The following is an 18,069-nucleotide window of genomic DNA, read 5'->3' as shown; positions in this document are numbered from 1 at the left end:
GATGCCATGTCTCCAGCCCTGGCACTGCTATGGGTGGTGGTCGGTATTGCGCTACTGGTCATCATGAATCTGAAATACAAAGTACACAATATTTTCGCCTTATTAATTGCCGGCCTGTTTGTCGCCGTTATGGAAGGTGTGCCCCTCGATAAAATCGTCTCGATGGTTCAGCAAGGACTGGGCGGAATAATGGGACACCTGGCGCTGATCATTATATTCGGCGCTATCATCGGCAAATTTATGACCGAATCCGGCGCCAGCCAGCAGATTGCCGATACGGTAATCAGGCGTTGCGGTACCCGTTATCTGGCGGTCGGCTTGATGTTTATCGGCGTCATCTTCGGCATCGCCATGTTTTATGAAGTGGCGTTTTTGATTGCCATGCCGCTGGTTCTCAACATCGCCAGCAAAGCCAATATCCCGTGGATGAAACTGGTTATTCCGACGGTCGTCGGCGCCACCATGGGACATAGTTTATTTCCGCCACAGCCGGGGCCGGTTGCATTAGTCAGCGCCTTCCAGGCGGATATTGTTCAGGTTTATCTGTACGGCATTATCGTGATAGTCCCGGCGCTGTTCTGTGCGGGGATCCTGTTACCCGCCTGGCTTCCGGGTATCCGCGAGATGAAGCTGAATGCCATGATTAAACCGCAGGAGGAGAAACCTGCCGACGCGCTGCCGTCGTTTGCGGTCAGCATTGCCATTCCGCTGATCCCCGCGATATTAATGATTGCGTCTTCGCTGATTCAATCGCTGTTTGGCGCGGCCTCTTCTGCGGCAAAATTCTTCCAGTTCCTCGGTAGCGCGGAAATTAGCATGCTGCTGGCGACCGGCGCCGCAATCTGGCTGCTTGGCTGCCGCCGCGGCATGAACGCCGTTCAGGTTAACCACTGCGTGACGGATTCGGTCGCCAGAATTGCCAACGTCCTGTTCGTCATCAGCGCCGGCGGCATTCTTAAACAGGTTATTATCGATTCCGGCGTCGGCGACCATATCGTCACGATGATGAGCCACGTCCCGCTGTCGCCGTTTATTATCGCCTGGCTGATTACGGCTATTATTCGTATTCTTACCGGCCAGGGCGCCGTGGCGGCAATTACTTCAGCCGGGATTGTTTCGCCGATGGTTACCGCATTTCATCTTAATCCAGCGCTGATGTGCCTGGCGGTGGCCTGCGGTAGCAATACCATTACTTTGATGTATGACGGCGGCTTTTTACTCTTTAAGGAAACGTTTGGCATCTCGATGCGCGATACCTTTAAGACCTGGGGCTTACTGGAGCTAATCAACTCGGTGGTGGGTCTGTTGATGGTGTTATTACTGAGTCTGTTTATTTCCTGATAAAATACACCGCGGCGAGAATGGTATCGCCGCGGTAGCAGTCCAGTATATTACTGCTGGCTGGCCGGCGCCTGCTGCGCTGGCGCTTGCTCCGGCGCGATACTCTCTTTTATTTCTTTGGTTTTATTGGCGGCATCCGCGGAAAGCTGGTTGGCTTCAACGATAGCGTTATCTTTAATTTTTCCCGCCTCTTTCATGATCGCATCGCTTTTTTGCTGCGCATCCTGTTTTACCGCATCCGCTTTATTTTTCGCATCCTGGGCAATCGCGTCAGCTTTCTTGTCAGCTTCAGATTTAATACTGCTGGCCTGGTTTTTCAGGCTATCCGCTTCATTATTGGCCTGCGTTTTGATGTCGTCGATCTGCTTATCCGCTTCTTGCTTAATGGCCCGCGCTTTATCGGCGGCCGCATCTTTAATTTGTTCCGCGTTATCTTTGGCCTGATCCAGTTTATTGTCGACTTTCGATGAGTCATCGCAGCCAAACAACGCCAGGCACAATGCAGAGGTAATCAGCGTTTTATTCCACAGTTTCATCAGTATTCCCTTATCGGTCCAGGTGGTAATCCAGTGACGGTCATAGCCTTGCCGTATCGGCACAGTCAATTTATTTATAATCGCTATGCCTGGAGAGTCAAGCTATCGATAATTTTCAGTAATGCTTTGCCGGAAAATGCATATACCAGCCAACGACGGCGGCTAATTTGCTTAAAAACAAGACAAAAAACCACTATTACAGCAATCAATACGCCCGGGCGGATAACCTGCTTTCCTTCTGGATGGCTAAAAAGCATCTTATATTCCATTTTGCGCTAAATAGCAGATTTATGTTCTTTAAAATGCCATTTTTACAGTTCTACCATTCAGCTATCTCGATACGAATGGGTAAATGGTTATGTCACTCTTTCACTCTGTAAGCGACCTGATTGGTCATACCCCGCTGTTACAACTGCATAAACTGGATACCGGCCCGTGCAGCCTGTTCCTGAAACTGGAAAACCAAAATCCCGGCGGTTCGATAAAGGATCGCGTGGCGTTGTCGATGATTAATGAAGCCGAGCGCCAGGGAAAACTGCGCCCCGGCGGCACCATCATTGAAGCCACCGCCGGTAATACCGGGCTGGGGCTGGCGCTGATTGCCGCGCAGAAAGGCTACAAACTGATCCTGGTGGTGCCGGACAAAATGAGCCGCGAGAAAATTTTCCATCTGCGTGCGCTCGGCGCCACCGTGCAGTTAACCCGCTCGGACGTCAACAAAGGTCATCCCGCCTATTATCAGGACTACGCCCGCCGTCTGGCGGAGGAAACGCCGGGCGCGTTTTATATTGACCAGTTCAACAATGAAGCCAACCCGTTAGCTCATGCCACCACTACCGCGCCGGAGCTGTTTGAGCAGCTCGATGGCGATATTGACGCCGTGGTGGTCGGTGTCGGCTCAGGCGGTACCCTGGGCGGTTTGCAGGCGTGGTTTGCGCAACATTCGCCGAAAACCGAATTTATTCTTGCCGATCCTGCGGGCTCGATTCTGGCGGACCAGGTAGAGACCGGGCAATACGGCGAAACCGGCTCCTGGCTGGTGGAGGGGATCGGCGAAGATTTTATTCCCCCGCTCGCCCATCTGGAGAAAGTACGCAAAGCGTGGCGGGTGACCGATCGTGAAGCGTTCGCCACCGCCCGGCAGCTGCTGCAAGTGGAAGGCATCCTCGCCGGATCGTCAACGGGCACCCTGCTGACAGCAGCCCTGCGCTACTGCCAGGCGCAGTCCACCGCTAAACGGGTGGTGACCTTCGCCTGCGATAGCGGCAACAAATACCTGTCGAAAATGTTCAACGACGACTGGATGCGCCAGCAAGGTCTGCTAAGCCGCCCGACGCGCGGCGATCTTAGCGATTTTATCGCCCTGCGTCATGACGAAGGCGCAACCGTCACCGCCGCGCCCGACGATACGCTGGCTGCCGTCCTTGCGCGTATGCGCCTGTACGATTTCTCACAACTGCCGGTGCTTGAAAACGGCCACGTGGTTGGCATCGTCGATGAATGGGATCTTATAAGCCACGTCCAGGGCGACAGCCAGCGTTTCGCGCTGCCGGTCAGAGAGGCGATGACCCGCCATGTCGAAACCCTGGATAAGCACGCCCCGGAAAGCGCGCTTAAAAATATCTTCGACCGTGGACATGTCGTGGTTGTCACCGATAACGATCGGTTTATCGGCCTGATCACCCGTAGCGACGTCCTGACCACCTGGCGTAACCGACTGGAACAATAAGGAACGAACATGAAAAACTTACAGACGCTCAGCGTCCATAGCGGCATTTTTAACGACCAGCATGGCGCGGTGATGCCACCAATTTACGCCACCTCCACCTTTGCCCAGCCCGCGCCGGGTCAGCATACCGGCTATGAATATTCACGTAGTGGTAATCCAACCCGCCACGCGCTGGAAACGGCCATCGCGGAACTGGAAAGCGGTAGCCGGGGTTTTGCTTTTGCTTCAGGCCTCGCGGCCATTTCCACGGTACTGGAACTGCTGGATAAGGATAGCCATCTGGTGGCGGTAGATGATGTCTATGGCGGCACATACCGGCTGATTGAAAATGTTCGCCGTCGTAGCGCCGGTCTGCAGGTGACCTGGGTCAAACCTGACGATCTGCCAGGCATCGAAGCCGCGATCCGCCCTGATACGCGGATGATTTGGGTGGAAACGCCGACCAATCCGTTACTCAAGCTGGCGGATCTTGCGGCCATTGCCGCGATTGCCCGTCGACATAACATTATCAGCGTCACCGATAATACCTTTGCCTCACCGATCATCCATCGCCCTATCGAACTGGGCTTTGATATCGTGGTGCATTCGGCGACCAAATATCTCAACGGTCATTCGGATGTCGTCGCCGGGTTGGCGGTGGTTGGCGACAACCCCGCGCTGGCCGAGAAGCTGGGCTATCTGCAAAACGCCGTCGGCGGCGTACTTGACCCATTCAGCAGCTTCCTGACCCTGCGCGGCATTCGCACTCTGGCTTTGCGGGTAGAACGTCATAGCAGCAACGCTCTGCTGCTGGCGGAATGGCTGGAGCAACAGCCGCAGGTCAAGAAAGTCTGGTTCCCCTGGCTCGCCAGCCATCCTCATCACACTCTGGCCCGCCGACAGATGGCTCTGCCAGGCGGAATGATTTCCATTGTGGTCAAGGGAGATAATGACTACGCCGGGCGCATCATCAAAAAACTACGGTTATTTACGCTGGCGGAAAGCCTGGGGGGTGTGGAAAGCCTGGTGAGCCAGCCATTCAGCATGACGCACGCCTCCATTCCGCTGGAACAGCGGCTGGCGAATGGCATAACGCCGCAGTTGATTCGACTCTCGGTAGGTATTGAAGATCCGCAAGACCTGATCGCTGACTGGCGAAACGCGCTACGTGAGTAAACGCTAACCCCGCGCGCGGCGCGGGGTTTCATTACCCTCAGCAGAAACATACCGCTTTGGCGTTTTCCGTCGGATGATAGGGATCGCTTCGGTGATCGTCGCTATCATCCCGTTTCCGCGGGATCTCGCCGTGTTTACCCGGCTCTTCGCGCGCCGGGTGTTTACCGCGTTTGTCGAGTTCATGGTGATGCGCTCTGCTCATACTCAGGCTCTCCGGTTAATTGGGTGCTTGTTTGCGCAGCTTATCAACCCGCACCAGCGGCGGCGTCATTTTGCTATCCAGGCTTCCGTTAATACTCACCAGTTTGTCCGGCTTGATTTCCTGGCCATCGAAAACGGCTGCCGGAATTATGGCCGCAATGGTGCCAGTTTTATCACGGAACAGATAGCGGTCGTCGCCTTCATGCTTAATCACATTGCCGCGCAGGGAGATAGTCGCGCCGTCGTGCATGGTTTTCGCCTGCTCAATGGTCATGATCCGGCCATCCTCCATACCGCGATAGCCGTCATCCAGCTGGTGCGGCGGCGGCGGTGCGGCATCGTTTTTAAAACCGCCCTTTTCTTCAGCCCAGACGCCAGCGGTGAGTAACAAACAGAGTGTTGCGATTAGCTTTTTCCTCATTATTTCACCTTTCATGTCAGCAGACTGTTATTAAAGTCTGGTCGCGGATAGCGATTTTAACAACGTCAATAATTCTGATATCAGCTAAAATAACAACGTCGCTATCGTAGCGTTAAATATAAACATCATGCTGGAGCCGAAAGATGGACAATAATCAACAGGATCCGCCAGAGATAAACGAGAATCTACGGGCGTTACGCTTCGAGTATAACTTCCGGCGCTATGGGATGGTTTTTCTCGCCATTATTATCATTGCTGCATTATGCGGTTTATTTTCATCTGGCTTCCTGAGCTCCGCCCATCATGAGAATTCAGCTTCATCATTAACGGTAGACTATGACCGTTTTGCCAGGCTAATGAGCGAAACCGAAGTCAATGTTCAGGTAAAAAACAGTGGCCTCACTCATACCTCAGTGGATTTTTCACCCACGTTATTAAGCCATTACCAAATTGGCGATATTCGACCGCAGCCCGATAATATGTACAGCGCTAACGGTCATCTGATCCTGGTTTACAATGAAAATAGCAGTGGCGCGCCGCTTTCGCTGTGGTTATCTATCACGCCAAAAACATTTGGCAACCTTTCCACGACACTGCAGGCGAATCAGCAACCCGCCGTCACCTTTAACCAATTTGTCTTTCCGTAGGAGCCACAACGATGGAAATGGTGCTCAGAGCCGTCGCAATCTATCTTATCTTATTGATTATTTTTAAAGTTGCTGGCAGAAGAACGCTTATGCAACTCACCAGTTTTGATCTGATTTTACTGTTGATTATCAGTGAGGCCACCCAGCAGGCCATGCTCAGCACCGACTATTCTGTTACCGGTTCAATGCTGACTATTGTCACGCTGGTCAGCGTGGATATTTTATTTGGCTATATTAAGAAGCGCTTTGCGCAGGCTGAGAATTATCTTGATGGTTCGCCGACGATCATCGTAGAAAATGGTGTTGTCGCTGATGATAAAATGAAAATGGTCAATATCTCTGTGGATGACATATTGCTCGCCGCGCGACAGCACCATGGTATATATCAACTTGAGAAGATTAAATTTGCGATCCTCGAACGTAACGGCCAGATTTCAATCATTCCGACCGAAGCGTAGAGACGTTACTTATCGCGTTCCGGTTGTTTATCGCCTGACTCAGGTGCCCGTGTCGGGTCGTCCTCTTCTTTTTCAGTAACATAATTAATATACATACCACCTCCAACTTTGCGGCATTGAATGATAAATTGTAGCGTTGTCATGAAATTTGGCCATTGCCATAATAAATAATGTCGTTTGTTAGCCATAATAAGTACTCTCGGATATTTCCGACCATCAACCAGCAATGAATCAATAATACTCAAGTACTCATGACCAATACACCATGGCGAAATGCCATGTTCAGATCAATTGAGGCGACTATGGCGGTAATGGTTATCACCGGTGGCAGCGCGGGCGCCGGTAAAGCAACGGCACTACGCTTTGCGAAAGCCGGTTATGACGTGGCGATTATTGCGCGCGATGAAAGCGGGCTACAGGAGGCCGAACACGCATGCCGCCAGTATGGCGTCCGGACGCAGGTTATCAGCGCTGACGTCGCTGATGCACGCTCGCTGCGGCAAGCCGCGGCAGAAATCGAAACCCAGCTTGGCGCCATTGAAGTGTGGATCAATAATGCCATGACCACGGTGTTAGCGCCCTTCCATCTGATGAGTGATGAGGAATTTCGCCGCGTGACGGAGGTGACCTATCTGGGTTATGTCAACGGCACACGCGCCGCGCTGGAAGTCATGAGCCCCAGAAACCGCGGGATAATAATCCAGGTGGGCTCCGCGCTTGCCTGGCGTTCCATCCCTTTGCAATCGGCGTATTGCGGCGCGAAGGCGGCGATTCGCGGATTTACCGATGCAGTGCGAACCGAACTGATGCATCAACGCAGCCGGATCCAATTAACCATGGTGCAACTGCCCGGAATGAATACGACACAGTTTGGTTGGGCAAGGAATAAAATGGATAAAGAGATGCAGCCCGTTCCCCCGGTTTATCAACCGGAGGTGGCGACAGAGGCGATTTTCAGCGTCGTTCAGCGCCCCGTTCGCGAATTGTGGGTAGGTAAAAGCACCATTCAATCCATCGTTGGCCAGTTTTTCTTCCCTTCACTACTTGACCGCCTGATGGTTAACAAAGCCTGGGAAGGTCAGCTGACAGCGCAAGCGAAACGTAGCGAAAAGCCAGACGATCTCTATTCTGCCGTGCGGGGCGAGCACAGCACTCGCGGGACATTTAGCGCCGGCGCTCGCCAGCGTTCATTTAACGTCAGCGCCGATTTGCCTGGTAAAATCGCATCTGGCGTAGGGATCGCATTTGGACTGATGATATTACGAGGACTACTACGCCGCCCGCGCAAGCGCCGTTAATCGTGCTGGCGGCTAAACCAGCGATAACCATAATCGGCAAGCTGTAACCGGCAGACCTTGCCGCCGGTAAGGCGATCGCGATAACGGCGGTCCTCCAGCACGCAGGACCAGTAACCTGTCTCCTGACGCGGCAATCGTACCTCTACGGGGCATTCGCTGAAGTTCGCCAGCATCAGCAGATCGCGAGATTGACCGCGGTAGCGCAGCGCTAACACCGATGGCGGCAAGCCGGATACCAGCTCAAAGGGGGTGGTGCCCGGCTCATGGTATTCGGCGCGCAGTTGAACCATCTGCCGCACTCGCTGCAGCAACGAGTGGCGTTGACGCAGAGCCAGTTCGACGTTGACCTGCTGATATCGCCAGGGACCGCTGGCAACCGGCCTGACGAGTAATTTTTCCGCCGCGGCGGTAGAAAAGCCCCCATTCACCCCGGCTGACCACTGCATGGGCGTCCTCACGGCATAACGCTCTTTCAACGACAAATCCTCTCCCATACCGATTTCATCGCCATAGCGCATCACAGGCACGCCAGGCAGCGACAGTAACACCGCATGGCTAAGCGCCAGCCGACGGATATTACCCTCCAGCATCGGCGCCAGGCGGCGGCGAATTTTATCTCTAACGTAATTTGCCGCCCTGCTGCCGTTAGCGGCGGCGCGCTATCGTTAATACGCGACAAGATAGCAAGGAGACGAATCATTTACAGACCTTTTACCGCTAACGCTTGGCATCAAAACCCGGCGTTTCGGAGCGAATAATATATTGCTCGGTAATATCCGGAATATGTTGCAGCAACCATTCGGCCATGCCTCTCTCTTCCGCCAGAATACTTTCTAAATCCGCAATCGAATCATGATCGTTGACCTTTTGCGCGGCGGTTAATAAGGAGGTATAACAGGCGACCTCAAACTGCTCGAAAACGTAACCGCTGATCACCCCTTTCACCACTTCATCTTGTGGAAACATTCCTCCAATAGATTGTCCCATTGCGGCGATTTTACTCATTGAGTCTTTAAGAACCGAGCGGGAAATATTATTGCGCGCAATAATATCATCCAGCACGGTAATTTGCCGACGGGTTTCAAAAAGATGCTGCTCAAGGCGGGTGCATAATTCCGGGTAGCTGTCGATGCGTTTGACCATCGATTCAAGCATCGATTCGGCCTGCTTTTCCATAGCGTGCGCGTCACGCAACCAATCGTGATAATTTTCAATATCAGTCATAACAACCTCTTTATAACAAGATAATTACTCTACAGCCTTATCTTCATTTTCTTCTGCGGCCTGGTCGGCTCGCGCTGCGCTATACCCGGATAAGTGGCCGACAATATTTGCATAAATACTAATAATGATGACCCACAGGACACTGTCTTTCCACCATATTACCGACGGTATAGCCAGTACAAACCACATTATCGCCGCGACGAGATGACACCTTTTTATTACAACCGGACTAAGACTCATTTTTTTGCCTGATGCCTTAGATAGGATTAAGCGGACTGTTGGGCATCCTGATTGACGTGTCCAACGGCGATGTCCGTTAATTTCATATCAGCGTCTTTTTCTTCTTCCAGCGTTTCCGCCAGCAGTTTCACCGCGGCTTTATAGCCGAGCTGCTCTGCCAGCGTACACAGCGTACCGTAGGCCGCAATTTCATAGTGTTCAACTTTCTGCGCGGCGGCTATCAGCGCAGCATCGCGGATCTCGTTCTTTTCCGTCGCTTCGATCACTTCGTTGGCCTCTTCGATAAGCCCTTCCATCGCCACACACTTCATCCGTTTCAGGCGAATTTGATCATTCTGTTGCAGAAGTTTATCGATACGTTCTATATGACCCTGCGTTTCCTCGAGGTGAGCGCTGAATGCCGTTTGTAGCTCTTCACATGCGCTGGCGCGGGATAGCTTAGCCAGCGCGCGGGTTAACTGTTTTTCCGCGCTGTAGGTATCCGATAATAAATGGATAAAAATATCTTCAATGGTTTGTATTTTCATAAGTCACACCTTTTAAAAAACTGCGGGCCGGATGACCCGCAGGGTATTTTTAACAGCAGCTACCAGATCAAATTACTTATATTCACAAGCTAGCTATCACCGGATTTACGGCCGCCGCCATGGCTGTTTTTACCGCCTTTTTTACCGGCTTCGGATGCACGTTCCGGGTCATTTTTAAAATTCCCGCCGCTGTGCTGTCCGCCTTTACGTCCGGCTTCAGATGCTTTTTCCCGGTCTTCTGCAAAATTACCTGAACCACCTCTGTGTTCTGCCATAACGTTTACCTTTTAGCTTGGTTAGTAAAAGATGATTTAACGATCTAAATCATCGCCGTCGAGAGTTAAGTCTGGAGCAATAAGTGAAATATGCAACTCAAATAAAATATATTAACAGTCATTACATAATTAATACAAAAATAAATAACGAAACGACAAAAATAACCAATATCTCGCTAATATCATATTAATCAGATGAAATAAACGCGACGGCAAAGCCAGAATTTTTAGTGCCTAACGAATGAGCAAAAAGAACTGTAAATAAGATTAAATATTCTATTTTTAAATATTTCATTGAATAATCCGAAAAATAATAAAATGAATAATCACATATAAATCGCCTTATATCAGTATGTTGGCTAAAGAAAATCTGGAATATACCCATTGGGCAAAGATTTACATTTATCGCAACAACCGCATACCTTCTATCATTACTCTTTTCTGTGAAGGAGATTGCTATGGATAATGACAAACTGCGTACCAACCATTGGCCACAACCCCCTTTCCCCGATCAACCGCAAACGCCTCCCGGCCTGGCCGCCGAAATGGAACCCACACCGGATCATGGTGAAGTCAGCTACAGCGGGTCAGGACGGCTACAGGGTAAGAAAGCGCTGATTACCGGCGGAGACTCCGGTATTGGTCGCGCCGTGGCCATCGCCTTTGCCCGCGAAGGCGCGGATGTTGCCATTAACTATCTTCCGGAAGAACAGAGCGATGCGGACGCCGTCATCGCGCTTATTAAAGCGGAAGGCCGTACAGCGGTGGCGATACCGGGCGATATTCGCGTGGAATCCTTCTGTGAAACGCTGGTGGAAAAAGCGGTAAGCGGTCTTGGCGGTTTGGATATTGTTGTGAATAATGCAGGACGTCAGCAATACTGTGAAAAAATTGAGCAACTCACCACTGCCGATTTTGATGCGACCTTCAAAACCAACGTCTATGCGCCGTTCTGGATAACCAAAGCCGCGCTGCCGCACCTCAAAGCCCAAAGCGTGATTATCAACACTTCTTCGGTCCAGGCTTTTAAACCGAGCCCAATCCTGCTGGATTATGCCCAGACCAAAGCCTGTCTGGTGGCATTCACTAAATCGCTGGCTAAGCAGTTAGGGCCGCGTGGGATCCGGGTCAATGCAGTCGCTCCCGGCCCGTACTGGACGGTGCTGCAGTCAAGCGGCGGACAGCCGGCGGAAAAAGTGCAAAACTTTGGCGGCGATACGCCGCTGGGGCGGCCAGGGCAACCCGTTGAGATCGCCCCGCTGTATGTAACTCTCGCCTCTGATGCCTGCTCGTATGCCTCCGGCCAGGTCTGGTGTTCAGACGGCGGTGACGGCGTACTTTAATAATGGAATGCCGGCAGCACCAGTTCGCTAATCTCCTGCATCGTCTCGGCCAGCGGACGCTGGTTGCGACGAAAATGCAGTCCGATATGGTTCACGCCGGCATCGCGCATCGCGTTCAATTCCTGAATGAGACCATGGCGGCCGCTGCTGATGCCGAAACGATGGCGCTGAATCGGCGCATTGGCGTCATCTTGCAGATCCAGATGGATAAAGCTGATATAGGGTTTCTCGCCCGCTACCCGGCGCCACAGCTTGACGCGGCTAACGTGCTCGTCAGGCTGGCCTGGATAGGCAAGCCAGCCATCCATATTACTGCCTACCCATTGCGCCGTTTGTTGCGCCAAACCAGCAACCAGCAGCGGCGGGGTCGGTTTGGCTGGCAGCAACTCCAGGCCAGGCTCCAGCTGACGGTCGGTCTCGCCCTTCAGCACGCTCACGCCGTGACGGAAACGCTCGCCGCGGCTGGCGTAGTCTTCACCAAATAGCGGGTATTCGACTGGCCTGTCGCCGCTGGCAATGCCCAATAGCAGCCGGTCGCCGCTGAGCGCCTGCACCGTGGCGGCGGCTTTACGTACCAGCCATGGCTGACGTAGCGGCAGCACAACTGCCGCCGTACCCAGCAAGATATTTTGCGTCAGGCTCGATAAATAGCCGAGGTAGGTAAAAGCTTCAAAAACGTTAGCCGCATCGCCAAACTGCGGATCGTACAGCGGAACATCGCGGATCCAGGCGGCGCGAAAACCGAGCGTATCCGCCAGTTTAATGCGCTCCGCGTGCTCGCTCATATCCGGCACGCCAAACGGTCGCCCGTCGCGCTGCCGTTTTAGCTGTCCGCTGGTCGACCAGTCATTGTCCAGCGGCAGTTCCACGCCAATCGTTAGCGGCTGCTGGGTTAATTTTTCGATGCTCATGAGTCACTCCGTCAACCGCCGGGCGGTATCACGTTGAAAATATGAGTAAAGTGTTTCATGGAATGCTATTGCAATAAACAGCACTAATCGCAATAGATAATTGCTATTTATGGAATTATCTTTGGTTCTGATTTTGTTTTAATGGACCGCTCACCAACACCAGAGGAAGAAACAATGATAAAAACCGACGCCTGGCTGTGGAAAAAGCACGCCTCCCCGCTTCTGCTTGAACGCCATGAGAAAACATTAGTCACGCCCGCTGACGATCAGGTGCTGATCGAGAACCGCGCCATTGGTCTTAATCCGGTCGACTGGAAGTTGATGGCCGGTCTCTCCGACGCCTGGCAGGAGGATCAGATCCCCGGCGTCGACGGTATGGGGGTGATTACCGCCGTTGGCCGCAACGCCCGCCACCTTCGTCCCGGCACGCGTGTGATGTATCACACCGACCTGCGTTTTGACGGTAGCTTTGCCCGCCATACGTTAGTCAGCGCCCAGGCGGTGATTGCAGTTCCCGATCATATCAGCGACCTCACCGCTGCGGCGCTACCATGCCCTGGTCTGACGGCGTGGCAGGCAGCGCAAAAGATCCCCCTTCCGGCTGGCGAGAATGTGTTGGTCAGCGGCGCCGGCGGCGCTGCCGGCAGTCTGCTAAGCCAATTACTGATTGAGAGCGGCGCTAACGTCTACGTCACGGCCAGCGCCACGCATCACCCGAAACTACTGGCTCGTGGGGTGATTCAGGCCTTTGATTATCACCATACTTCCTGGCCGCAGGAGCTAAAACGCGCGCTGGCGGGTAAATCGCTGTATGCCGCTTTCGATACCGTAAATCAGCAAAATGCCCTTTCGCTTGCCGGGTTGCTCGGCTACTACGGCCATCTGGTCTGTATACAGGACCGGCTCGAGCACGCGCCGCTACCGGCGTTTACTACCAGTATCTCATTGCATGAAGTCGCGCTTGCGGCAATCCATCCTTACGGAACCCAGAGGCAGTGGAGTCGATTACGTCAGGCCGGGGAAAACATGCTGCAGCAAATTGGCCGCGGCGAACTGATGATGCCGCCGATAGAAAGCGTCAGTTTCGACGAGATCCCACAGGCGCTGGAAAGGCTAAAACAGAACAATAACGGTATTAAGTACGTAGCGGTGCTGTAATATTCATCAGCACGATGAATAACCTCAATCCCAAAAACCGGGTAATCAATGCCACATCCAACGGACCTCTTTCCGCTGGATGAGGCATCCATCGCTTCGCTTCCGTAGGTCGGTGTGGTGCTGAATGGTTACAAGAGCCTGGGATTCAGCAGAGTATTACCGAAAATACAACAGCTAGATTGCTACCTAATAGTTACCACTGTCGATTAAAAATTCAGATTGAAAGAATCAAAAAAAGGAGTAACGTTAAAAAAACATTAACAAAGAGGTGCAAAATGTTACGCGATTATTTAAAACTGGATTCTGAAGACCAATTAGTTGAACAACAAAGCGGTCATCAACCTAGCCAGCAGTATACCGAAGTGACTGAGTGGGTGATCCTCAATAAAGAGGGTAAGAAAAAAGGCCGCGTCTCCCTGTTTGATAAATTTAATACTCGTCGCTCGTGGAATGTTAATTTCCGCATTACCCAGTTTGATAACAGCGGTAAAGTTATCGTTGACCAACTGACAGACGCTATTTAACAGAATAATTAATAACATAGCGCCCAATCTGTGATGGAAGCCACCTGACAAAACGCTGAGGCCAGCAACCGCATTCATGCGGGAAAGCATAAATAGTTTTCAACTCATCAATTACCCGCTCGTTTTATAAAAATAAAATGAGTACTCGCTGCGCCTGAAGAAAAATAAACGCGCCAGTCGGCGCGTTTAATAATTAATTGTTACTGACCGGCGGCGTCACCCTGACGCCAATAAAGACAATCAGCATGGCGCTTAATAATAACAGCCCGCTGCCGGTAAATACGCCGCTAGCGCCGCTGATATCAAATATTGCGCCACCGCCGGCAGCCCCGGCGCTAATGGCCAGCTGGATTGCAGCGACTAATAATCCCCCTGCGCTTTCCGCTTCATCCGGTACCGTGGTGGCAAGCCAGGTTGACCAGGCCACCGGTACCAGACCGAATGCAAATCCCCACAGAGCGACCAACAGACCATCCAGTAGCGCAATATGACCATACAGCACCATCATCAGCGCCAGCACGCTCATCGCCAGTGGAACCAGCGCCAGCGTCATCCGCAAACTGCGCGCCAGCAGATGCCCGGCAAGCGAGGTGCCAATAAAGTTGGCCACGCCGAACCCCAGCAATATCAACGATACCCCTTCTACGCTTGCCAGCGCCACAGTTTCGAGAAATGGCCGCAGATAGGTAAAGAAAGCGAAGTGGCCGCCAAAAATCAAAATCGAAGCCAGCAGGCCGCCAACCATCCCTGGCCGGCGCAGCACTTTAAACAACGTACTGAAACTGCCTGCGCTCTCCGGACGCATCGACGGCAGTACCCATAGCTGCCACAGTAGCGCGACCAGGCTCGGTACGGCGCAGATGATAAAGACGTTACGCCAGCCAATGAGCGCGCCCAGGTAGCTACCCAGCGGCGCCGCCACTACGGTGGCAATCGACACCGCCGAGAAGATAATCGCCAGCGCTTTCGGCACCATCGCCGCCGGTACCAGCCGCATCGCCGTTGCCGTCGACATCGCCCAGAAGCCGCCGATAGCGATGCCAAGCAGCAGGCGTCCCAGCAGCAGTAACTCCAGTGAACCGGCAAAGGCCACGATCAGACTGGAGATGATTTGCAATACGGAAAAGAACATCAGTACCCAACGCCGGTCGATATTGCGGGTTGCAGAGGTAATCAACAACCCCGTCACCAGAGCGATTAACGCCGTGGCGGTCACCGCCTGTCCGGCCATCCCTTCGCTGACGCCAAGACTGCTGGCCATCGGCGTCAGTAAACTGGCCGGTAGAAATTCAGCGACGATCAGGCCAAAGACCCCCAGCGCCAGCGCATACACGGCGCGCCACGCCGGGCGGGCGTTAACTGCGCTCTCTTCAGCGACAATGCAAGAACTCATATACATCTCTCCAGAATCATTAACATTCGCCAAGCTTAGTGGCTTCCGTTAAGACGATATATGATACATACTCTGCAATTATTGATTATTCGTCCGGAAAAACGATGAGCCAGCAAACGTTAGATCTGACCAGCGAGCTGTTACAGGGCATGCGACTGTCGGGTGTGAAATACCGACGGATTGAAACCTCTCGTCCTTTTGGCGTGGAGTTTAATTCGGTTCCTGGCAAAGCGCAGTTTCATTTCATCAGCCGCGGCCCGCTGCTGCTACAAATGAGCAACGGCAAACAGTTCTCGCTTGAGAGCGGTGATGCCGTGTTTATTCCCAATAGCGACGCGCACGCCCTGCTCTCAGATAGCAAAGCCGCGCGGGTGAACGTGATGGAGCTCGACAGCAAACCGGTCTGCGGGACGGTTTCCTGCGTTAAAAACGCGGGCTGCATTAATACCGAAGAAAATGCGGTTATCTTCAGCGCCTGTATGGATTTTGAATTAGGCGGAATGCAGCCGCTGGTTCGGGCCATGCCGGAGGTAATGTTAGTGAGTAGCCTGTTAAGCGCCCGCCCGGAAATCCAGCCGCTGCTGGCGGCAATGGAGCGTGAATCCCTGACGCGTCAGGTGGGCTATGCCGGTATTCTGGCACGTCTCGCCGACGTCGTCGCGGCGCTGATCGTCCGCGCCTGGGTGGAATGCGGCTGCGGTAACGCTACCGGCTGGGTACAGGTACTGCGCGACCCGAAGCTATCGCGCGCGATATATGCTATGCATCAGCAGCCCGGCGTCAACTGGAAGGTGGAAGACTTAGCCCGCGAATCCGGCCTGTCGCGTTCGGTGTTCGCCGAACGTTTTCTCACCGCCACCGGTACCACGCCGGCCCGCTACCTGACAGAATTACGCATGCGCCTGGCGGTGCAGTACATCAGCCATGAAGGCGAAGCGCTGGAAAAAGTCGCCTTCCGCCTCGGCTACAACTCGCTCGCTGCCTTTAGCCGCGCCTTTAAACGCATTACCGGCAAAGCGCCGGGAGCGCTGCGCAATGGGGTCAATGAACAAGCGGTAACCTGATAAGCGTTACTTCTTCTGCCAGTTGGCCCACGGGCCAGCGTCGGCAGAGGCGGTAGATTTGTCGATAAGCCCTTCCAGCGAATCGAGATAAAAGTTTTCGACTTCTTTACGCGCCCACGGCGTGCGGCGCAGAAATTTCAGGCTCGACTTTATGCTCGGATCGCTTTTGAAACAGTTGATTTTGATGTGTCTGGCCAGTTCATCCCAGCCATATCTGGCCACAAGGTCAGTGAGTAACGCTTCGAGCGTCACGCCGTGAAGCGGATCTTTTGACGTGTGCATTGTCTTTCCTGCATGAAAAATTTCGCTCACCATACGGACCGCGGCGGCATCATGCAACATCCCGCCATTTTTTTACATCACACCCACGCAGTTTCCCTACTCCTTATCTGTTTTTCGCAAAAGCACTGAACCCGCAGCGGACATAAATTAGAAAAGAACGTTATTGGTCGAAAAAATTGCGCTAAGGCAAGCTGAGCGCATCTACCCGACAGAGGAAATCATCATGCGCCGTTGTTGTTGCCGAACCCAGAATCACTTTAAAGCCAATGACCCGTACCCCGTTTTCGGAGAAAACAATGAACGCCACAACTTTGCCGATTCTCGATCTGGCCCGCTATACCAATCCTGCTGAAAAGGCCGGTTTTCTTGCCGACCTCCGCCAGGCCGCTCGCGATATTGGTTTCTTTTATCTTATTAATCACGGCGTGGACGCCGGATTGCAAACTGAAGTTCAACGCCAGGCACGACGCTTTTTTGCCCTTGATGATAGCGAAAAGCAGCAGGTGGCGATGATTCACTCCCCGCACTTTCGCGGCTATAACCGCGCGGCTTCCGAGCTCACTCGCGGCCAGCCGGACTGGCGCGAACAGTTTGATATCGGCGCTGAACGCCCGGCTTTAACCCTCGCCGAAAACGCGCCACGTTGGCAGCGCCTGCAGGGACCGAATTTATGGCCCGCCGCGCTACCGTCGCTAAAACCCACTCTACTGGGCTGGCAGCAGGCGATGACCGGCGTCGGAATGACCTTGCTGCGCGCGTTTGCCGAAGCGCTACAGTTGCCTGCCGACGCCTTTGACGCGCTGTATGGCGATAAGCCGAATGAACATATCAAATTGATTCGCTACCCCGGCCAGCGTGAAACGAAAAGCGCCCAAGGCGTTGGGGCGCATAAAGATTCTGGATTCTTAAGCTTCCTGTTACAGGACGAGCAAAAAGGACTGCAGGTGGAATTCGCGCCGGACCATTGGATCGATGCCACGCCGCTGGCGGGCAGCTTTGTGGTGAATATCGGCGAGCTACTTGAGCTGGCGACTAACGGTTACCTGCGCGCCACCGTTCATCGCGTGGTCTCGCCGCCGGCAGAACAGGAACGCCTCTCTATCGCCTTCTTTCTTGGCGCACAGCTCGATGCCGTAGTGCCGGTGTACCGCCTGCCCGCCCATCTGGCGCAGGAAGCGCTCGGCCCGGATAGCGATCCACAAAATCCGCTGCTGCGGGATGTTGGCTGGAATTACCTCAAAGGGCGGCTGCGTTCCCACCCGGACGTCGCCGAACGTTATTACCAGGATGTTTTTCGCGAACGTACTGAGCAACTGATCGTTTAATTTAATAAGGATAACAA

At 53.1% G+C, this 18,069-nt stretch carries 22 protein-coding genes and 1 pseudogene; 11 read left to right on the top strand and 12 right to left on the bottom strand.

Annotated elements, in window-relative coordinates:
* The first annotated feature begins 6 nt into the window (after positions 1-6).
* Positions 7-1,341, top strand: a complete 1,335-nt coding sequence (locus PGR79_RS00500) for a gluconate:H+ symporter (protein ID WP_045360827.1) — start codon at positions 7-9, stop codon at positions 1,339-1,341.
* Positions 1,342-1,391: 50 nt separating this feature from the next.
* Here the strand turns inward: PGR79_RS00500 and PGR79_RS00495 are convergent, their stop codons facing one another.
* A complete protein-coding gene (locus PGR79_RS00495) occupies positions 1,392-1,877 on the bottom strand; it encodes an E3 ubiquitin--protein ligase (protein WP_213316046.1) in 486 nt (161 codons plus the stop codon).
* A 352-nt stretch (positions 1,878-2,229) separates the two neighbouring features.
* On the opposite strand from PGR79_RS00495, the gene PGR79_RS00490 reads away from it, so the two are divergent.
* Together PGR79_RS00490 and PGR79_RS00485 are read left to right on the top strand one after the other, a co-directional pair.
* Positions 2,230-3,606, top strand: coding sequence for a pyridoxal-phosphate dependent enzyme (locus PGR79_RS00490; protein WP_430920768.1), 1,377 nt, complete (start codon positions 2,230-2,232; stop codon positions 3,604-3,606).
* Positions 3,607-3,615: 9 nt separating this feature from the next.
* Positions 3,616-4,761, top strand: a complete 1,146-nt coding sequence (locus PGR79_RS00485; RefSeq protein ID WP_430920766.1) for a trans-sulfuration enzyme family protein — start codon at positions 3,616-3,618, stop codon at positions 4,759-4,761.
* A gap of 37 nt (positions 4,762-4,798) precedes the next feature.
* Here the strand turns inward: PGR79_RS00485 and PGR79_RS00480 are convergent, their stop codons facing one another.
* Positions 4,799-4,963: a hypothetical protein gene (locus PGR79_RS00480; RefSeq protein WP_015705356.1), complete on the bottom strand. Its 165-nt coding sequence runs from the start codon at positions 4,961-4,963 to the stop codon at positions 4,799-4,801.
* A gap of 15 nt (positions 4,964-4,978) precedes the next feature.
* A complete protein-coding gene (locus tag PGR79_RS00475; RefSeq protein WP_087860740.1) occupies positions 4,979-5,383 on the bottom strand; it encodes a YdeI family stress tolerance OB fold protein in 405 nt (134 codons plus the stop codon).
* Between the two features lie 143 nt (positions 5,384-5,526).
* On the opposite strand from PGR79_RS00475, the gene PGR79_RS00470 reads away from it, so the two are divergent.
* Both PGR79_RS00470 and PGR79_RS00465 read left to right on the top strand, forming a co-directional pair.
* A complete protein-coding gene (locus PGR79_RS00470) occupies positions 5,527-6,030 on the top strand; it encodes a hypothetical protein (protein WP_308957976.1) in 504 nt (167 codons plus the stop codon).
* Between the two features lie 11 nt (positions 6,031-6,041).
* Positions 6,042-6,488 carry a DUF421 domain-containing protein gene (locus PGR79_RS00465; protein ID WP_411324885.1) on the top strand — a complete coding sequence of 149 codons (447 nt, stop codon included), beginning with the start codon at positions 6,042-6,044 and terminating at the stop codon, positions 6,486-6,488.
* A 5-nt stretch (positions 6,489-6,493) separates the two neighbouring features.
* Here the strand turns inward: PGR79_RS00465 and PGR79_RS00460 are convergent, their stop codons facing one another.
* Positions 6,494-6,733: a hypothetical protein gene (locus tag PGR79_RS00460; RefSeq protein ID WP_316423875.1), complete on the bottom strand. Its 240-nt coding sequence runs from the start codon at positions 6,731-6,733 to the stop codon at positions 6,494-6,496.
* Between the two features lie 6 nt (positions 6,734-6,739).
* Here PGR79_RS00460 and PGR79_RS00455 point away from each other — a divergent pair, with 6 nt between their 5' ends.
* Positions 6,740-7,786, top strand: a complete 1,047-nt coding sequence (locus PGR79_RS00455; RefSeq protein ID WP_430920763.1) for an SDR family oxidoreductase — start codon at positions 6,740-6,742, stop codon at positions 7,784-7,786.
* On the opposite strand, the pseudogene PGR79_RS00450 reads toward PGR79_RS00455, so the two are convergent.
* From PGR79_RS00450 to PGR79_RS00430, 5 genes and pseudogenes are all read right to left on the bottom strand, one after another.
* Positions 7,783-8,397 (bottom strand): annotated as a pseudogene (locus PGR79_RS00450) (alpha-amylase family protein); the annotation flags it as partial. The gene PGR79_RS00455 and the pseudogene PGR79_RS00450 overlap by 4 nt on opposite strands.
* Before the next feature lie 106 nt (positions 8,398-8,503).
* Positions 8,504-9,010 carry a ferritin-like domain-containing protein gene (locus tag PGR79_RS00445; RefSeq protein WP_015366679.1) on the bottom strand — a complete coding sequence of 169 codons (507 nt, stop codon included), beginning with the start codon at positions 9,008-9,010 and terminating at the stop codon, positions 8,504-8,506.
* A 24-nt stretch (positions 9,011-9,034) separates the two neighbouring features.
* A complete protein-coding gene (locus PGR79_RS00440; RefSeq protein WP_430920761.1) occupies positions 9,035-9,250 on the bottom strand; it encodes a hypothetical protein in 216 nt (71 codons plus the stop codon).
* Positions 9,251-9,276: 26 nt separating this feature from the next.
* Positions 9,277-9,777: a ferritin-like domain-containing protein gene (locus PGR79_RS00435; RefSeq protein WP_316423874.1), complete on the bottom strand. Its 501-nt coding sequence runs from the start codon at positions 9,775-9,777 to the stop codon at positions 9,277-9,279.
* Between the two features lie 89 nt (positions 9,778-9,866).
* On the bottom strand, positions 9,867-10,052 hold the full coding sequence (locus tag PGR79_RS00430; protein ID WP_004143718.1) for a general stress protein: 186 nt from the start codon (positions 10,050-10,052) through the stop codon (positions 9,867-9,869).
* Between the two features lie 458 nt (positions 10,053-10,510).
* Between PGR79_RS00430 and PGR79_RS00425 the strand changes: the two genes are divergently transcribed.
* Positions 10,511-11,395, top strand: a complete 885-nt coding sequence (locus PGR79_RS00425) for an SDR family oxidoreductase (RefSeq protein WP_015366683.1) — start codon at positions 10,511-10,513, stop codon at positions 11,393-11,395.
* On the opposite strand, the gene PGR79_RS00420 is transcribed toward PGR79_RS00425, so the two are convergent.
* Entirely contained in the window at positions 11,392-12,306 is a 915-nt protein-coding gene (locus PGR79_RS00420; RefSeq protein ID WP_430920758.1) for a TIGR03571 family LLM class oxidoreductase, read from the bottom strand. The genes PGR79_RS00425 and PGR79_RS00420 overlap by 4 nt on opposite strands.
* 174 nt (positions 12,307-12,480) lie before the next feature.
* On the opposite strand from PGR79_RS00420, the gene PGR79_RS00415 reads away from it, so the two are divergent.
* Together PGR79_RS00415 and PGR79_RS00410 are read left to right on the top strand one after the other, a co-directional pair.
* A complete protein-coding gene (locus PGR79_RS00415) occupies positions 12,481-13,464 on the top strand; it encodes a zinc-binding dehydrogenase (protein ID WP_052765797.1) in 984 nt (327 codons plus the stop codon).
* Positions 13,465-13,739: 275 nt separating this feature from the next.
* Entirely contained in the window at positions 13,740-13,988 is a 249-nt protein-coding gene (locus PGR79_RS00410) for a hypothetical protein (RefSeq protein ID WP_015366686.1), read from the top strand.
* A 193-nt stretch (positions 13,989-14,181) separates the two neighbouring features.
* On the opposite strand, the gene PGR79_RS00405 is transcribed toward PGR79_RS00410, so the two are convergent.
* Positions 14,182-15,381, bottom strand: a complete 1,200-nt coding sequence (locus PGR79_RS00405) for an MFS transporter (protein WP_430920756.1) — start codon at positions 15,379-15,381, stop codon at positions 14,182-14,184.
* 104 nt (positions 15,382-15,485) lie between these two features.
* Here PGR79_RS00405 and PGR79_RS00400 point away from each other — a divergent pair, with 104 nt between their 5' ends.
* Complete coding sequence (locus tag PGR79_RS00400; protein WP_411324880.1) at positions 15,486-16,445, top strand: AraC family transcriptional regulator; 960 nt, start codon at positions 15,486-15,488, stop codon at positions 16,443-16,445.
* A gap of 6 nt (positions 16,446-16,451) precedes the next feature.
* Here PGR79_RS00400 and PGR79_RS00395 read toward each other — a convergent pair whose 3' ends face one another.
* A complete protein-coding gene (locus PGR79_RS00395; protein ID WP_047048980.1) occupies positions 16,452-16,727 on the bottom strand; it encodes a VF530 family DNA-binding protein in 276 nt (91 codons plus the stop codon).
* Positions 16,728-17,023: 296 nt separating this feature from the next.
* Here PGR79_RS00395 and PGR79_RS00390 point away from each other — a divergent pair, with 296 nt between their 5' ends.
* Complete coding sequence (locus PGR79_RS00390; protein WP_430920753.1) at positions 17,024-18,052, top strand: isopenicillin N synthase family dioxygenase; 1,029 nt, start codon at positions 17,024-17,026, stop codon at positions 18,050-18,052.
* Positions 18,053-18,069: the final 17 nt, after the last annotated feature.

It is taken from the genome of Klebsiella sp. 141161, assembly GCF_050600815.1.
GTDB classification, from domain to species: Bacteria; Pseudomonadota; Gammaproteobacteria; order Enterobacterales; family Enterobacteriaceae; genus Klebsiella; species Klebsiella aerogenes.
This window is presented reverse-complemented; position numbering and strand designations above follow the sequence as displayed.

Coding starts and splice junctions, on each gene's coding strand:
- PGR79_RS00500 (WP_045360827.1), top strand. CDS start 7: ATGTCTCCAGCCCTGGCACTGCTATGGGTGGTGGTCGGTATTGCGCTA.
- PGR79_RS00495 (WP_213316046.1), bottom strand. CDS start 1,877: ATGAAACTGTGGAATAAAACGCTGATTACCTCTGCATTGTGCCTGGCG.
- PGR79_RS00490 (WP_430920768.1), top strand. CDS start 2,230: ATGGTTATGTCACTCTTTCACTCTGTAAGCGACCTGATTGGTCATACC.
- PGR79_RS00485 (WP_430920766.1), top strand. CDS start 3,616: ATGAAAAACTTACAGACGCTCAGCGTCCATAGCGGCATTTTTAACGAC.
- PGR79_RS00480 (WP_015705356.1), bottom strand. CDS start 4,963: ATGAGCAGAGCGCATCACCATGAACTCGACAAACGCGGTAAACACCCG.
- PGR79_RS00475 (WP_087860740.1), bottom strand. CDS start 5,383: ATGAGGAAAAAGCTAATCGCAACACTCTGTTTGTTACTCACCGCTGGC.
- PGR79_RS00470 (WP_308957976.1), top strand. CDS start 5,527: ATGGACAATAATCAACAGGATCCGCCAGAGATAAACGAGAATCTACGG.
- PGR79_RS00465 (WP_411324885.1), top strand. CDS start 6,042: ATGGAAATGGTGCTCAGAGCCGTCGCAATCTATCTTATCTTATTGATT.
- PGR79_RS00455 (WP_430920763.1), top strand. CDS start 6,740: ATGACCAATACACCATGGCGAAATGCCATGTTCAGATCAATTGAGGCG.
- PGR79_RS00445 (WP_015366679.1), bottom strand. CDS start 9,010: ATGACTGATATTGAAAATTATCACGATTGGTTGCGTGACGCGCACGCT.
- PGR79_RS00440 (WP_430920761.1), bottom strand. CDS start 9,250: ATGAGTCTTAGTCCGGTTGTAATAAAAAGGTGTCATCTCGTCGCGGCG.
- PGR79_RS00435 (WP_316423874.1), bottom strand. CDS start 9,777: ATGAAAATACAAACCATTGAAGATATTTTTATCCATTTATTATCGGAT.
- PGR79_RS00430 (WP_004143718.1), bottom strand. CDS start 10,052: ATGGCAGAACACAGAGGTGGTTCAGGTAATTTTGCAGAAGACCGGGAA.
- PGR79_RS00425 (WP_015366683.1), top strand. CDS start 10,511: ATGGATAATGACAAACTGCGTACCAACCATTGGCCACAACCCCCTTTC.
- PGR79_RS00420 (WP_430920758.1), bottom strand. CDS start 12,306: ATGAGCATCGAAAAATTAACCCAGCAGCCGCTAACGATTGGCGTGGAA.
- PGR79_RS00415 (WP_052765797.1), top strand. CDS start 12,481: ATGATAAAAACCGACGCCTGGCTGTGGAAAAAGCACGCCTCCCCGCTT.
- PGR79_RS00410 (WP_015366686.1), top strand. CDS start 13,740: ATGTTACGCGATTATTTAAAACTGGATTCTGAAGACCAATTAGTTGAA.
- PGR79_RS00405 (WP_430920756.1), bottom strand. CDS start 15,381: ATGAGTTCTTGCATTGTCGCTGAAGAGAGCGCAGTTAACGCCCGCCCG.
- PGR79_RS00400 (WP_411324880.1), top strand. CDS start 15,486: ATGAGCCAGCAAACGTTAGATCTGACCAGCGAGCTGTTACAGGGCATG.
- PGR79_RS00395 (WP_047048980.1), bottom strand. CDS start 16,727: ATGCACACGTCAAAAGATCCGCTTCACGGCGTGACGCTCGAAGCGTTA.
- PGR79_RS00390 (WP_430920753.1), top strand. CDS start 17,024: ATGAACGCCACAACTTTGCCGATTCTCGATCTGGCCCGCTATACCAAT.